The following is a 13,102-nucleotide window of genomic DNA, read 5'->3' on the forward strand; positions in this document are numbered from 1 at the left end:
AACGTCCGGCACGATTCGCGGGCATCCGCACGGCCGCCCGCTCGGAGGAGGTACCACTGTGACCGAGCAGCGACCCACGGGGGCGACGGGTGACACTCCCGCGCCGCAGTCGGCACCGGGCACGTCCGTCGCGCACGACACGGCCCGGCTGGCGGTGGTGGTCGGTGCGCTCGGTGTGGTGTTCGGCGATATCGGCACCAGCCCCATCTACACCCTGCAAACCGTGTTCGATCCCGGTGACCCGCATCCGGTTCCGGTGAGCCGGGACAACGTATTCGGTGTCGCGTCGCTGGTGTTCTGGTCGGTCACGATCATCGTCACCGTCACCTACGTCCTGCTGGCGATGCGCGCCGACAACGAGGGTGAGGGCGGCATCATGGCGCTCATCACGCTGCTGCGGCGCTGGGTCGCGCCGGGCGGGCGGCGCACCGCGCTCGCGCTGTCGGCGCTCGGAATCTTCGGCGCGTCACTGTTCTTCGGCGACAGCATGATCACCCCGGCGATCTCGGTGCTGTCGGCCGTCGAGGGTCTGAAGGTGGTGCAGCCCTCGCTCGCGGAGCTGGTCGTGCCGATCACGGCGGTGATCATCATCGGGCTGTTCCTCGTGCAGCGGCGCGGCACCGCGGCGGTGGGCCGAATGTTCGGGCCCGTGATGATCGCGTGGTTCGTGACCATCGGCGTGCTGGGCATCACCGGCATCGCCGCGCATCCGGAAATCCTGAAGGCGCTCTCACCCACCTATGCGCTGGGATTCCTGTTCGGCCACTTCGGAATCGCGTTCTTCGCACTCGCGGCGATCGTGCTCGCCGTCACCGGCGCCGAGGCGCTCTACGCAGACATGGGGCATTTCGGCCGGCGCGCCATCACCCGCGGCTGGCTGTTCCTCGTCTTCCCGGCCTGCGCGCTCAGCTACCTCGGCCAGGGGGCGCTGATCCTCGACGACCCCGCCAATGCCAGCGCCCCGTTCTTCCTGCTCGTCCCCGGCTGGGGACGACTGCCGATGGTCGTGCTGGCCACCGCGGCCACCGTCATCGCCTCGCAGGCGGTGATCACCGGCGCGTATTCCGTTGCCGCCCAAGCCGCCCAGCTCGGCTACCTACCGCGGCTGCGGGTCGCGCACACCTCGGAATCGACCATCGGGCAGATCTACGTGCCGTGGATCAACTGGCTGCTGATGGTGTCGGTCCTGACGCTGGTGTTCGCCTTCCGCAGCTCGGCCGCATTGGCCTTCGCCTTCGGTATGGCGGTGACCGGCACCATCACCATCACCACCCTGCTGTTCTTCTATGTCGCACGGGCGAAATGGAATACGCCCATGTGGCTGATCGTGCTCGCCGCGACCCCGCTGCTGGCCGTCGACCTGCTGTTCGTCGCGGCGAACCTCACCAAGCTCGTGCACGGCGCGTGGCTGCCGCTGATGATCGGCCTGACCGCATTCACCATCATGACCACCTGGCAGCGCGGCCGGGAGATCGTCACCACCGAACGCGAACAGCGTGAAGGATCACTGCGCGTGTTCATCGACCAGTTGCAGGAGGGCGTGCCGGCAACGGTCACCGTCCTCGGCACCGCGGTATTCCTCAACCGCGGCAAGGAAACCGCTCCATTGGCCATGCGTGCCAACGTCGAGCACAACCACGTACGGCACCAGCAGGTCGTATTCCTGTCGATCAAAACCGAACCGGTCCCGCGGGTTCCGGTCGACCGGCGCATCGCCATCGACCACCTGGACTACCGCGAAGACGGCATCATCCATGTCACCGCCAGCTACGGCTACATGGAAACCCCCGACGTCCCAGCCGCTCTCGCATTGCTCGACCCCGCCGAAACCGAAGGCCCGCTGGACCTGGCCCAGGCTTCGTACTTCCTGTCCACCATCGAACTGCGCCCCGGCCCCCAACCCACCATGGCCCGTTGGCGCAAACGCCTGTTCATCGCCACCAGCCACATCACCGCCGACGCCGCGGAGTACTTCGGCCTCCCCCGGAACCGCACGGTCATCATGGGCTCGCAGATCGAGGTGTAGCTGGCCCGCATGTTTCACGCGGCCGGCCGCCCCGACCAATCATCGTGCCGCCCTTGACGTTCGATCAGATCCATCAGCGTGTCGACGGCGGCGAGGGAGGACCACTCATCGCGAGCGGCGAGACTGGGATGCCGATCGGACCGCGCGATGTACACCTCCTCCGTGGGCGACCACTGCACATGGAACGACGACAGCCTGACTTCCCTGCCGATGATGCCCATAACCTCGCCTCCAGCTTCGACATGGCCTGAGCTCCCATTGGATATCCAACCGGAAGGCGCCCCGTGATCCTTGACGCTTCCATCACCGGCGTGCACACGAAATTGTCGAGTTCTTAGCGGCCGCAGCGCACTCGACGCGAATCACGATGTCCCGAGCCGTTCGTGGCGCAGCAGGACGACTTGTTTGTCCAGCACCCGCGATTCGGTCAATCGCAGGGCCGCACCGACATTCACGTCGGTGAAAACGGGCTTGCCGCCGCCGAGTAGGACCGGGTGCACGAAAATGTGGTACTCGTCGATCAATCCGTCGCGAGTCAACGACGACGCGAGTTCGGATCCACCACACAGGAGGAAGTCCCTCTGCTCACGAGCCGCCGCATCGGCCAGGGATCCGAAATCGGAGAAGACGCGAGTCTTCCACGGCGCACTGTCGAGCGTGCGGGACACGACGGCCTTCGGCTTGGCCAGCCAGACTGGCGCGAAGTCGGCGTCGCCGGGATGGAATGCGCATTGCTCGGCCCGGGGCCAGTACTCGGACATGAAGTCCCAGGTGACCCGGCCGTAGAGGAAGGTTCCCGCCGTGTCGGCGAGTCTGCGCCAATACGCGTCGACGTCGGAATCCATGGTGGGCCAGTAGAATTCACCATTCGGCCCTTCTATGTAGCCATCCAGCGACTGGTGGACGACATGAACGATCTTCCCCATCGGGTCGCTCTCCCTTCAGGCTGCGATTGTCAGCTGCCGGTGTTGTCGCCCACGGCACGCTCGATGGCGTCGACCAGGCGCTTCCGTTCGCGGTTGACCCACGCGTCCTCCTGGTAGTTCCGCGCGAATGCCTCGATGAATTCCACCGGGTCGTCGCCGACGACCTCCCGAATCGGGGTGCGATCCACCGCGCTCGGCTCGAAAAGATCTGCGAGGTCCTCGAACATGGCGATGCTGCCGCCCGGCCCGTACACCATCAGGTACCGCTCGAACGCGTCGATCGCCGTGCGGTAGTTCGTCGGAAGCCGTCGTGCGCGCTCCTTGTACTGCCGCCACCGCCGCTTGTCGCCGAGGTCGCCGATCACCTTCGCGGTGAGTTTCGAGATGTCCATGACTATTTACCGCCTTCGTGGAGTTGTTCGAGCCGTTCGGAGAGGAAGTTCCAGCTCCTGCGGAACTCGTCGAGATAGTCCTGCCCCTGCGCGTTGAGGGTGAACACCTTGCGCGGCGGCCCCTTCTCCGAGGCGACCTTCTCGACGTCGACCAAACCCTTCTTCTCGATCCTGATCAGCAGGGCGTAAATGGTGCCCTCGGCGATATCGGAGAACCCCTGCTCCCGCAGCCACGCCGTGATCTCGTACCCGTACGCCGACCGCACGGACAGGATCGCCAGCACTATGCCTTCCAACGTGCCCTTGAGCAGCTCTGTCATCTGCTTGCCCATGGATCACCTCCTCGCGCTACTCTGCGTTGCTTACTACTAGTAGATAGTAACACTGAGTAGTGAAGGCGCAAGCAGTTCTCACCGAAGGGCCGTAAACCTATGGGCCTTCCGGTCATCGGAGCCGATGGCGTCTGCGGTTACCTGTTGACGCGATTGGTCCTTGGCTCGGCACCCGACCGTCGGAAGGATGGGCAGGAGTCGGAAAAGCCAAGAGAGAAAAGGGATTCGGCTGATGTCGAACGTTGCTCGTGACCTGGAAGGCAAGGTCGCACTGATCGTCGGCGGCACCCGCGATCAGGGTGCCGAATTCGCCAGAAACATCGCCGCCCGCGGAGCGGTCACCATCGTCACCTACCAGGGCGACGAGCAGACGATCCGCGCCAACGGCGCGATGTTCTGATGATGTCCACGCCGCCGGTCGTAGCGGTCGGCGGGGTGCGGTCGAATCGTGTCCGGCTGCCGTGGCTCACCGCAGGCTGCTGGTTGCTGACGCTGCTGTACTTTCCCGTCTCGATCGCGGTGGCCCGCGCCTGGCCGTCGGGATACAGCTGGTCGGGCAACTACATCAGCGATCTCGGCATCACTCGATGTGGCGAATACACCGATCGCGACGGCATGTCGCGTGCGGTGTGCTCGCCCGACCACGCGGTCCAGAACCTGATGTTCGTGCTCACCGGACTGCTGACCGTCGTCGGTGCGCTGGGCTGGGCCGGGATGTGGAATGGGCGCTGGTTCCGTGCCGGATGCATCCTGTTGGCCGGAGCCGGTCTCGGTATCGCCGGAATCGGATTGGCGCCCTGGAATATTCGAACCCAGGTGCACGACACCATCGCCCTGTTGCAATGGTTTCTGCAACTGGTGGGAATGATCCTGATCTTGCCGGAGGTGACACGCAGACTCCGGAGCTTGGCCGTCTGCACCGCACTGTCCGTGGTGATCTCGGTGATCGGCGGTGTATTCCTTTTCGCGAGTAGCCATTCCGGGCTCGGCGCGGGGGTGTCGGAGCGCATCGCGTTCGACACGCTCACCGTGTGGGGTGGTCTGGTCGGACTCGTGTTGATGCTCAGTCTCGGAAGCGGTGGGCGCGGCGGTAGGCGCCCGGAGACAGACCGGTCCAGCCGGTGAAGGCACGGCTGAGGGCGCGGGCATCGCTGTAGCCGGTGCGCAGTGCGATGGCGTGCATGGTGAGGGTGGTGCTGCGCAGCAGGAAGCTGACCCGCTCGCACCGGCTCGCGGCGAGCTCCGCGCTCCAGGAGGTTCCGGCGTCGGCGAGTCGTCGTTGCAGGGTGCGGTCGCTGATCTGCATCCGGGACGCGAGGGCGGCGAGCTTCGGGCCACGCCCGGGATGGCAGTCGGTGCGGCCGGTTTCCCTGCACAGCTCCGCGCGGAAGGAGTCGATCCATCCGGGCATCGATCGGGCGTTATCGATGGCCTGCTGGGCGGCGCTGTGCAGGATCCAGCGCAAGTGTGGATCATGCGCCGGCCTGCTGGTCTGGTGCTCCGTGATCCGATAGTTGATGCTGTCGGCCGGTTGGTCGAAGTGAATAGCCTTGGTGCTCAAGGCATCTTCGAGATATCGGTGGTGGCGTGGCGCCGGATGTGCGAAGTCCACCCGCATGGGCACGGCCGCGTCCCCGAAGGCATTCCGGGCACGCCGGACCGCCACGGTCACCGCGAATTCATTGACGATGCTGCGGGTTTCGCCGTAGGTGGTGCCGCGGTAGCCGACCGTGAGCGTGGACCCCTCCTCGACAACCTCCAGCCGCGCGGCCGGATCGCAGATCGCGGTGCTGAACCGGGACGCGTCGTGAAATCCCTCCGCCAGCGACGGTGCGCTGCTGAACAGATAGTCCCAGATATGCAGGCGCCCATGGTCGGCCATATCGGCCGCTCGCACACCCGCGTCGTCGCCGATAACGTGATGCATCAGCGTCCACAAGCGATATTGGCTCTCCGAAGGTACCCGAATCCTGTCATCGCCCAGCAGCTTCCGGTCGATGTTCCCGATTCGGGCGGCCTCGCCCGCATCGATACCGGATCGGACCGCCGCGTCCAACACGATCCGAACGACATGCCCCGACACCGTATTCACCAAGGCAGGATTCGCCGTATCCATCATCGCCTCGATTCTGCCCAGACGGGCCGCCCGCAACGCTACCGAAGGGTATGCCCGCGCGAGCCACGGCGAATGCCCCGACTTTCCACGGCTGTGCCTCTCAATGAGCGGGGAATTGGTGCGCGATGACATTGGTGCTCAACGAGAATCGCGAGACTGTTGATGTATCGGCATCGGTTCATCATCGATCAGTGGGTGTGGGAGCTGCCAGGTGGCCACGTCGACCACGCTGAGGATGTTGCCGTGGCGGCGGCGCGGGAGGTGGAGGAAGAGACCGGTTGGCGTCCGCGCACGATGGAGCGCCTGGTGACGTATCAGCCGTCGATCGGCACCTTGGATCAGCCGCAGGTGATCTACCTCGGTCGTGGTGCGGACCTGACTGATACAGCGCCCGATATCAACGAGGCCGAGGATGTGCGTTAGATCCCGCTCGAGGAAGCCGCGGCCATCATCGATTGGGGCGAGATCGTCGGTGCGGCAACGGTGGTCGCGATCTATCGGGCGCTCAGCCTCGCTGAGTGAGTTCGAGGACTTGCTGTCGGAAGTCGGCGACCTCGGTCAAGTTGTTGAAACGTCGGAGCCGGTAGCGCAGGTCTCGTAGGTAGGAGAGGCTACGGCGGGAGGCAAGGTCGGTGGCGATGTCCAGAGCGCACTGCGGCGTTGAGCGCTGTGGTACAGAAGGTTTGGTCTTGGCGGGCGGCGTGTCCGTGTGCTTCGACCATGTGGCATTCGGATTCGAGGGCGGGCAGGCCTGGCCTGCGGGCGGCGATTTGGGCGGCGCGGGCCAGGTCGATGGCGTCGCCGGGGCGGCCGACGTAGGTGGCTTGGTGGCTCATGGCGGCCATGATTTCGGCGCTGAGTGCGCGTCGCTGGCGGCGCGGGCGAGTCGGAGGGCCTGGATCAGGTAGCTCTGGGCGAGGCCGTGGTCTTCCTGGTCATAGGCGGCCCAGCCTGCAAGGCGTACGAGTTCGGCTGTGGAGCCCAACAATTGGCGGCCGATGTGCTCGTTGAAGCTGCCGCGCAGGAGCGGTGCGACCGAGCTGTGCAGGTATTGCACGATCGTCGAGCGGACTTTGCCGCCGTCGACCTTGTTGTCGAAGGTTGTGACGTTTGGGTCCACAAAACCCGAGAATGGTGCTGCTGCGGACGCACTGCGGACTGCGAAAGCCCCGGCATCCCAGGGCTTTCGACAGCGTAGTGCTACTACTTAGCGGACAGGCTGCTCAGGAGACCACCGATCACCGGAATCGAGTTCGCGCTGCCACTGTTCGGCGATGTGGTCGGAGGGGTTGTCGTCGGCGGAGTCGTCGTCGGCGACTGGGTGGTCACGGTGACGTTTACCGCACCAAGCGTGGTGTGGCTGGTGAACTGCACCCCCAGACGGTGAGGACCAGCAGTTTTCGGCGTCCATTGGAAGCTCGCGGTAGCGCACCTCGTGACCGTGCCCTGAGCGATTGCGACATAGTCCTCGAGCAAAATCGGTGTCATGTCATCACCGCAGTACCCGTCAGAAGCGTTGACCGTGTAGGTCTGTCCCACAACGAACGTGTCACCCACCAGAGTCACACCATTGTTCGTAATGTCGGCCTCGGCCGTCGATTCCGTTATCGCGGCGAGGCCGGCTGCCGCGGTCACCACTGCCGCGATCCCAATACCCACCCGACGAATCGTCCCACTCATACTTCACTCCCCTGTTGTCGAAAATCCCCATGCGTCAAGGGGACTGGCGCAGCCTATCGCAACTGACCGACATCCTTTTCAGAGTGTTTTCGCACGGATCGGGGGATTCGGAACGAGCCATGCGCACCAAGCGTGAGCCCCGATGCGCTGGTGTCGAAGATCGCTGGTACAAAGGCGGTCACGGTGGTGACCGAGGACAGGACGAAAACCCGGCAGCGCGTTCCGTCCGAGAACTACGGCTGTCGAAAGCGTTGGCGCGCACGGTATGTCGATAACAGCAGCCAGGAGCACGTGCAGTCCTTTGTCCGAAAGGCTGATGCGCAGTCCTGGCTGGACGGGGTCACCAGTTCGCTGGTGACCGGTACCCACATTGCACCGTCGGCCGGTCGCGAAACCATTGGCGAGATTGGCCGGCGGTGGCTCGCCGCGCAGGCACATCTGAAGGAGGCCACTGCCTTCAACCGCGGCCACACTTGGGGATTACACGTGAAACCCCGGTGAGGGAGCATCGAAGCGCGGGATGTGCGAACGACGGATGCGCGGTCGAGCAGCTGGTCCGCGAGGTTACCGAGATGTCCGCGTCTTCCGGCCCGCAGTCACCCGGCTGCGGGATCCGAAGAGAAAGGGGCGCGCGACGAAAACCGGGTCGGCAAGGTTTCCATACGTCTCGCCGCACGGTCTCCGGCATACCGCGGTGTCGCTCGCGATCAGCGCCGGCGCGAACGTGAAGGCCGTACAGGCCATGCTCGGGCACAAGTCCGCGGCCATGACGCTGGACACCTACGCCGACCTGTTCCCGGACGACCTCGAGTCCGTCGCCGAGGCTCTCGACGCTGCTGCCCGGTCAGCTATCGCCGCTGCTGCGGACGAACTGCGGACCGGCACTGATGATCAAGGTTCCGAATAGCTCCGAAAACGAAAACCGCCCGTATCCTCTACCGAGGTCACGGGCAGTTTCTCTTGTTGTGGAGCTAAGGGGAATCGAACCCCTGACCTTCTCGATGCGAACGAGACGCGCTACCAACTGCGCTATAGCCCCGCGGGGACGTTTCCGGCCCGCGCTGGAGAACTTTAGCAGGTGGGGTGGGGAGTCGACGAATCGGCTGGTTGGAGAGGGTTTCTTGGGATGTGGGGGCGGACAGGTGCCGGGCGACCGGCCTATCGCCGAACTCCGATCGGGTCTGAGGCGCCGAACTGAGCGCTCAGACGGACTCGCTGTAGGAGTCGAGCACTCTCAGGAACAGATCGAGCCGGTGCTCGCGCACTGCCGGGTTGTCCGGTTCCAGTAGGCACTGGCCCAGCGTGCCGTCGTGTACCGCCACCAATGCCCGGCCCAGTGCCGCCGGATCCGGTACCCGCCGGCCATTGCGGCGCATGATCGCGACCACCACCGGGGTGAGTGCTGCGGCTATCGCCTCCTCTCGGGCCACCATCACCTGACGCAACGTGGGATTGCGCAGGGCGTGCGCGGTGAATTCCGAGGTGATACGAAACCACTTGTCATCCACCGGGACTGCCGCCAGCACCTGCTCGACCGCCCGCCGCGGATCGCCGCCCACTCCGCCGGGCGCATCCAGCACCGCTGCCGCCTCGGCCAGCATCGACGCCGACCGCTGCTCCCACATGGCCAGGAACAATTCCTCCAGCGAGGTGAAATTCGAGTAGAACGCACCCCGGGTGAATCCGGCCCGCTCACAGACCTGTTCGACCGAACAACGGCCGAATCCCTCCTCGGCGAAGGCCTCGAACGCCGCGTCCAGCAGCCGCTGCCGCGTCCCGGCCCGGCTGCGGCGGACCTTCACACCCCCGGCCGCCCCATCGGCAGCCGCCCCTTCCCGCTCGGATTCGTCATCGGCCCTGCTCACGCCCGCATCGTATCCGGTCCGGCGACCCCACCACCGCGACCACCGCGCCCCTGGCCGATGCGCCCGCCCGTAGCGGCGCCGCCGACCTACTTGAATGCCAAGTCCGGACAGTCGAATCGTGCCGCCCGGCTCGGTGACGGCGATCTCGCCGGACGCCAAGTCCGGCCAGCCGGGCCGAGTCGCCCGCGCGGGACCGGCGACCTCATTGAATGCCAGATCTGGACAGCCGAATCGAGCTGTCCGCTGCGGTCGGCCGGGTCTAGGGCTGGTGGCCGGGGAGGCCGGCGGCGTGGGCGGCGTCGGTGAGGACCTGTTCGAGCATGGCGGGGGTGAGGCGGCCGGTGAAGGTGTTCTGCTGGGAGGGGTGGTAGGTGCCGAACAGGTGGAGGGGGGCGCGGCCGGGGGTGGCTGGGGCGAGCTCGATTCGGGCGCCGTGGGTGAAGCGGGGCTTGGGTTTGGGTATGGCCCAGCCGGATTCGGCCAGGGCGGGCAGGATGGCTTGCCAGCCCCAGGCGCCGAGTACGACGATTGCGCGGAGAGTGGGGGCCAGCAGGGTCAATTCGGTGGTCAGCCAGTGGCGGCAGGTATCGCGCTCGGTGGGGGTGGGTTTGTTGTCCGGTGGGGCGCAGTGCACGGGGGCGGTGACGCGGGTGCCCAGCAGCCGCAGGCCGTCGTCGGCGGAGACGCTGGTGGGCTGGTTGGCGAGACCGGCGGCGTGCATGCACGCGATGAGGACGTCGCCGCTGCGGTCGCCGGTGAACATGCGGCCGGTGCGATTACCGCCGTGCGCGGCCGGCGCCAGGCCCACGATCAGCAGCCGGGCGTCCGCGGGACCGAAGCCGGGAACCGGCTTGCCCCAGTAATCCTCGTCACTGAAGGCGGCCCGCTTCTCGTGTGCGACCTGCTCGCGCCATGCCACCAGCCGGAGGCAGGCGCGACACGCGGTAAGTTCCGTGTCTAGCTGGGCAATTGTGCGGCACACAGGGCGACTCAACCACAAAGGGACTGCGACCGTGCGGCGGAGTGCCGGTGTGGCGGGCCCGGCATACTGTGCGCCGGTAGCCGAGAGTTAGCGATAAGGGATGGAAGTGGACCACACGTGAGTGATCTCGTCGAACTCGGTACTCCTGTCGACGCGGCACAGAGTGTGGGAAACCTACTGGGCGTGTTCGCATTCGGAGTGTCGGGCGCGCTGCTCGCGGTGCGTCGCCGCTTCGATGTGGTGGGCATCGCGGTGCTCGCGGTCGCCACCGCCACCGGTGGCGGTGTGATCCGCGATCTGGTCATCGGCCGCACCCCGCCGCTGGCTTTCGTTCAGGTGTCCTATGCCGGAGTCGCCCTGCTGGCCGCGGCCGTCATCTTCTTCTGGCATCCGCCGGTGCGGCTGGTCCGCACCCCGCTGAATATCGCCGACGCCATCGGCCTCGGCATCTTCTGCGTGACCGGCACCGTGACCGCCTTCCAGCACGGCATGTCGGCGACCTCGTCGGCGGCGCTCGGTCTGGTGACCGCGGTGGGCGGCGGTGTGATCCGCGATGTCCTCGCCGGCGTCACACCCAGCGTGCTCAGTGACGGCGAGTTGTACGCCGTACCGGCTCTGCTCGGTTCCGCGGCGACGGCGCTGCTGCTGCACTACGGCCAATACACATACTGGACAGGCGGTTTGGCTGGGGCGGGCGCGGTCGGCCTGCGCCTGATCGCGCTGTTCCGGCACTGGCATGCCCCGATGGCCCGCCCACACCGCCGCCGCGACGGGTGAGCGACGCGCCCGCGCGGGGAGGCGAGCGCCTCAGTCGTGTCGCCCGGCACGGTCCGGGCTGATTGATAGCATGGCGAAGGCTTGGCCGACTGGCTGTGAAATCACACCTCGAGAGAGTTTCCATCCAATGCAGTTCGAGATCGTCGAGCGGGACGAGACGTGGATTGCCGGGCTGCCGGTGCGCAGTCCCAAACGTGCCCTCGGTGAACTGCGCGACCACGATCTGGAAGTGGCGTGGGCCGCGGTCCTGCATCAGGAACTCGGTGGTCCGCTGGCCTCGGCCTACACCGACTACGCGGCCGAGCTCGGCACCTACAACACCCAGATCGTCGGCTACCAGTGCGGCTCGCTCGACGAGGTGACCCGCGGCCACGTGGTGGCCCGCCTGCCGCGCGGCACCTACGCCCGCTTCTCCTCGGTCGGCAACTTCCCCCAGGTGATGACCGATCTGTGGACGCAGATCGCCTACGCGGAGGAACACAAGCAGATCAAGCGCATTCACACCGGCGACTTCGAGACCTATCCGCACGCGTACAAGATCGATCTGTACCTGGCGGTCGAGCCCTCATGACCTATTCGATCGTGGTCCGGCCCGGTGGGGTCTACGGCGGCCTGGTGGTTCCGCGGGTGCGTCCCAGCTTCAAGGTCTCCAACAGTGAGCTCATCGAGTTCCTGCGCGACCGCCTGCGTGACCGGGAAGGCGCCGAGCGCCCGCTGGCCACCGTCTACGTTCCCGACCCCGCCGGCAACTACAACGTGCTGGTCTCCTACGAGTACAAGGGCCCCGACGACGTCCCGGTCGGCGACGTGCTCATCCGCGTCCCCAAGGGCGTCTACGCCCGCTTCCGGCCCAATGGCGATTATCACGATCCGGCCGAGGATGTCTGGGCTCAGGTCGACGACGCGACCGCTTCCGCCGAGATCACCCGCGCCTACCGCGAGGAGATCGAGATCTGGCACGGCACCGCCGAACTGGAGCTTTTCATCTCCATCCTGGTCTAATTGCTGGCAGTTAACCAAATGGATACCAACCGGTCTTGTCGCTGGTTTTCATGACTGATAGCAATGGCCTGACCAGGCGCGATTTCTGTAGACGCACCAGGGTTTCGGAGCATTTGCCGGACGCCTGGACAATTTCAGTTGGCTGACGGATACTCCCCTAGGTGCTCGTGCCGGGCACGGCCGATGCACGGCCGTATCGGGCGGGGACACAGGAGGATCGCGCGACGACAGCGCATTAGTGGAGCGGAACTTTATGGCAGTCGAACCGGTCTCGCTCGTCCCGGCGGAAGGGCCTGGTGACGGCATGTTCCAATCAACGGATCCGCAATCGGGGTACACATTCGTGATCGGTCCGCCGCAGGCGGATCTCCGCTTGTGGCACAGGTGCATGGACGGTGCGCGCGAGGTTTACCGCCAGTTCGGCACCGAGGACGCACTCGAATACGACAAAGTCGTCGACGGCCGTTCCACCACGCTTTTCGGTGTCGCGCTGGACTCGGACGGCCGGGCCGTCGCGGGCATGCGCGTCTCGGGTCCGTACCGGCATGTCGACGAGGTGCACGCGGTGGCGAGCTGGGCGGGATTGCCCGGTGAGATCGCCTTCCGGCGGATGGTCGCCGATCAGATTCCCGAGGGTGTGATCGAGGGCAAGGCCGGCTGGACCGCGCGTGATGTCGAACACCGCGGCGCCCTGGTCGACTGGATCGCCCGGGCCTACGTCCACTCGATGGTGCTGCTCGGCGTGCGATACCAGGTCGGCGTGGCGCCCGAACATGCCCTCCGGTGCTACCGCAGCAGCGGCGCCCGCGTGGCGTGGTGGATCCCGGCGTCCTCGTACCCTGACGACCGCTATCGCACCGTACCGGTGTGGTACGACATGCAGACCTATCGGTCCGTGGCAACGGAATCCCAGATCCGGCTGATAGATGCCGAATTGTCGGAATTCATGGAATCGGGCCAGAAATTGCCGAGCGCCTGGGTCCAGGGTGAGGGACTCGCGTAAC

The 13,102-nt window shown here is 65.8% G+C and carries 20 protein-coding genes and 1 tRNA gene; 10 read left to right on the plus strand and 11 right to left on the minus strand.

Annotation, left to right across the window (positions count from 1 at the left end; genetic code table 11):
• The first annotated feature begins 58 nt into the window (after positions 1–58).
• Positions 59–2,026 carry a potassium transporter Kup gene (locus tag ACIRRA_RS11330; RefSeq protein ID WP_402766243.1) on the plus strand — a complete coding sequence of 656 codons (1,968 nt, stop codon included), beginning with the start codon at positions 59–61 and terminating at the stop codon, positions 2,024–2,026.
• A 14-nt stretch (positions 2,027–2,040) separates the two neighbouring features.
• Here the strand turns inward: ACIRRA_RS11330 and ACIRRA_RS11335 are convergent, their stop codons facing one another.
• The 4 genes from ACIRRA_RS11335 to ACIRRA_RS11350 form a co-directional block, all read right to left on the minus strand.
• Complete coding sequence (locus ACIRRA_RS11335; protein ID WP_402766246.1) at positions 2,041–2,247, minus strand: hypothetical protein; 207 nt, start codon at positions 2,245–2,247, stop codon at positions 2,041–2,043.
• A 141-nt stretch (positions 2,248–2,388) separates the two neighbouring features.
• Positions 2,389–2,952, minus strand: a complete 564-nt coding sequence (locus tag ACIRRA_RS11340; RefSeq protein ID WP_402766249.1) for a dihydrofolate reductase family protein — start codon at positions 2,950–2,952, stop codon at positions 2,389–2,391.
• 29 nt (positions 2,953–2,981) lie between these two features.
• Positions 2,982–3,344 (minus strand): DUF1048 domain-containing protein, encoded by a 363-nt coding sequence (locus ACIRRA_RS11345; RefSeq protein ID WP_402766251.1) that lies wholly within the window; start codon positions 3,342–3,344, stop codon positions 2,982–2,984.
• A gap of 2 nt (positions 3,345–3,346) precedes the next feature.
• Positions 3,347–3,676 (minus strand): PadR family transcriptional regulator, encoded by a 330-nt coding sequence (locus ACIRRA_RS11350; protein WP_402766252.1) that lies wholly within the window; start codon positions 3,674–3,676, stop codon positions 3,347–3,349.
• Between the two features lie 232 nt (positions 3,677–3,908).
• On the opposite strand from ACIRRA_RS11350, the gene ACIRRA_RS11355 reads away from it, so the two are divergent.
• Positions 3,909–4,076: a hypothetical protein gene (locus tag ACIRRA_RS11355; protein WP_402766254.1), complete on the plus strand. Its 168-nt coding sequence runs from the start codon at positions 3,909–3,911 to the stop codon at positions 4,074–4,076.
• Positions 4,076–4,801 (plus strand): DUF998 domain-containing protein, encoded by a 726-nt coding sequence (locus ACIRRA_RS11360; protein ID WP_402766257.1) that lies wholly within the window; start codon positions 4,076–4,078, stop codon positions 4,799–4,801. Before ACIRRA_RS11355 ends, ACIRRA_RS11360 begins: the two co-directional genes overlap by 1 nt.
• Here the strand turns inward: ACIRRA_RS11360 and ACIRRA_RS11365 are convergent.
• Positions 4,740–5,795, minus strand: coding sequence for an AraC family transcriptional regulator ligand-binding domain-containing protein (locus ACIRRA_RS11365; RefSeq protein WP_402766259.1), 1,056 nt, complete (start codon positions 5,793–5,795; stop codon positions 4,740–4,742). The genes ACIRRA_RS11360 and ACIRRA_RS11365 overlap by 62 nt on opposite strands.
• A 159-nt stretch (positions 5,796–5,954) precedes the next feature.
• On the opposite strand from ACIRRA_RS11365, the gene ACIRRA_RS11370 reads away from it, so the two are divergent.
• On the plus strand, positions 5,955–6,215 hold the full coding sequence (locus ACIRRA_RS11370) for an NUDIX hydrolase (RefSeq protein ID WP_402766262.1): 261 nt from the start codon (positions 5,955–5,957) through the stop codon (positions 6,213–6,215).
• Between the two features lie 188 nt (positions 6,216–6,403).
• Here ACIRRA_RS11370 and ACIRRA_RS11375 read toward each other — a convergent pair whose 3' ends face one another.
• The 3 genes from ACIRRA_RS11375 to ACIRRA_RS11385 form a co-directional block, all read right to left on the minus strand.
• Positions 6,404–6,628, minus strand: a complete 225-nt coding sequence (locus tag ACIRRA_RS11375; RefSeq protein WP_402766265.1) for a hypothetical protein — start codon at positions 6,626–6,628, stop codon at positions 6,404–6,406.
• A complete protein-coding gene (locus ACIRRA_RS11380) occupies positions 6,625–6,912 on the minus strand; it encodes a hypothetical protein (protein ID WP_402766268.1) in 288 nt (95 codons plus the stop codon). The genes ACIRRA_RS11375 and ACIRRA_RS11380 overlap by 4 nt, the downstream gene beginning before the upstream one ends.
• Before the next feature lie 83 nt (positions 6,913–6,995).
• Positions 6,996–7,472: a hypothetical protein gene (locus tag ACIRRA_RS11385; RefSeq protein WP_402766270.1), complete on the minus strand. Its 477-nt coding sequence runs from the start codon at positions 7,470–7,472 to the stop codon at positions 6,996–6,998.
• Between the two features lie 132 nt (positions 7,473–7,604).
• Here ACIRRA_RS11385 and ACIRRA_RS11390 point away from each other — a divergent pair, with 132 nt between their 5' ends.
• A complete protein-coding gene (locus ACIRRA_RS11390) occupies positions 7,605–7,973 on the plus strand; it encodes a hypothetical protein (protein ID WP_402766272.1) in 369 nt (122 codons plus the stop codon).
• 193 nt (positions 7,974–8,166) lie between these two features.
• Positions 8,167–8,379, plus strand: a complete 213-nt coding sequence (locus ACIRRA_RS11395; RefSeq protein ID WP_402766274.1) for a hypothetical protein — start codon at positions 8,167–8,169, stop codon at positions 8,377–8,379.
• A 59-nt stretch (positions 8,380–8,438) separates the two neighbouring features.
• Here ACIRRA_RS11395 and ACIRRA_RS11400 read toward each other — a convergent pair.
• The 3 genes from ACIRRA_RS11400 to ACIRRA_RS11410 form a co-directional block, all read right to left on the minus strand.
• Positions 8,439–8,511: transfer RNA gene (locus ACIRRA_RS11400), tRNA-Ala, on the minus strand.
• A 163-nt stretch (positions 8,512–8,674) separates the two neighbouring features.
• A complete protein-coding gene (locus ACIRRA_RS11405; RefSeq protein WP_402766593.1) occupies positions 8,675–9,274 on the minus strand; it encodes a TetR/AcrR family transcriptional regulator in 600 nt (199 codons plus the stop codon).
• A 322-nt stretch (positions 9,275–9,596) separates the two neighbouring features.
• Positions 9,597–10,319 (minus strand): uracil-DNA glycosylase, encoded by a 723-nt coding sequence (locus tag ACIRRA_RS11410; protein WP_402766277.1) that lies wholly within the window; start codon positions 10,317–10,319, stop codon positions 9,597–9,599.
• Between the two features lie 117 nt (positions 10,320–10,436).
• Here ACIRRA_RS11410 and ACIRRA_RS11415 point away from each other — a divergent pair, with 117 nt between their 5' ends.
• From ACIRRA_RS11415 to ACIRRA_RS11430, 4 genes are all read left to right on the plus strand, one after another.
• Positions 10,437–11,096, plus strand: coding sequence for a trimeric intracellular cation channel family protein (locus ACIRRA_RS11415; RefSeq protein WP_356995520.1), 660 nt, complete (start codon positions 10,437–10,439; stop codon positions 11,094–11,096).
• A 127-nt stretch (positions 11,097–11,223) separates the two neighbouring features.
• Complete coding sequence (locus ACIRRA_RS11420; protein WP_356995521.1) at positions 11,224–11,667, plus strand: GyrI-like domain-containing protein; 444 nt, start codon at positions 11,224–11,226, stop codon at positions 11,665–11,667.
• On the plus strand, positions 11,664–12,098 hold the full coding sequence (locus ACIRRA_RS11425) for an effector binding domain-containing protein (protein ID WP_379387402.1): 435 nt from the start codon (positions 11,664–11,666) through the stop codon (positions 12,096–12,098). Before ACIRRA_RS11420 ends, ACIRRA_RS11425 begins: the two co-directional genes overlap by 4 nt.
• A 388-nt stretch (positions 12,099–12,486) precedes the next feature.
• Positions 12,487–13,101, plus strand: a complete 615-nt coding sequence (locus ACIRRA_RS11430) for a hypothetical protein (protein ID WP_402766281.1) — start codon at positions 12,487–12,489, stop codon at positions 13,099–13,101.
• The last annotated feature ends 1 nt before the right edge of the window (position 13,102 follow it).

Source organism: Nocardia sp. NPDC101769 (genome assembly GCF_044766925.1).
In the GTDB taxonomy this organism is placed as follows: Bacteria; Actinomycetota; Actinomycetes; order Mycobacteriales; family Mycobacteriaceae; genus Nocardia.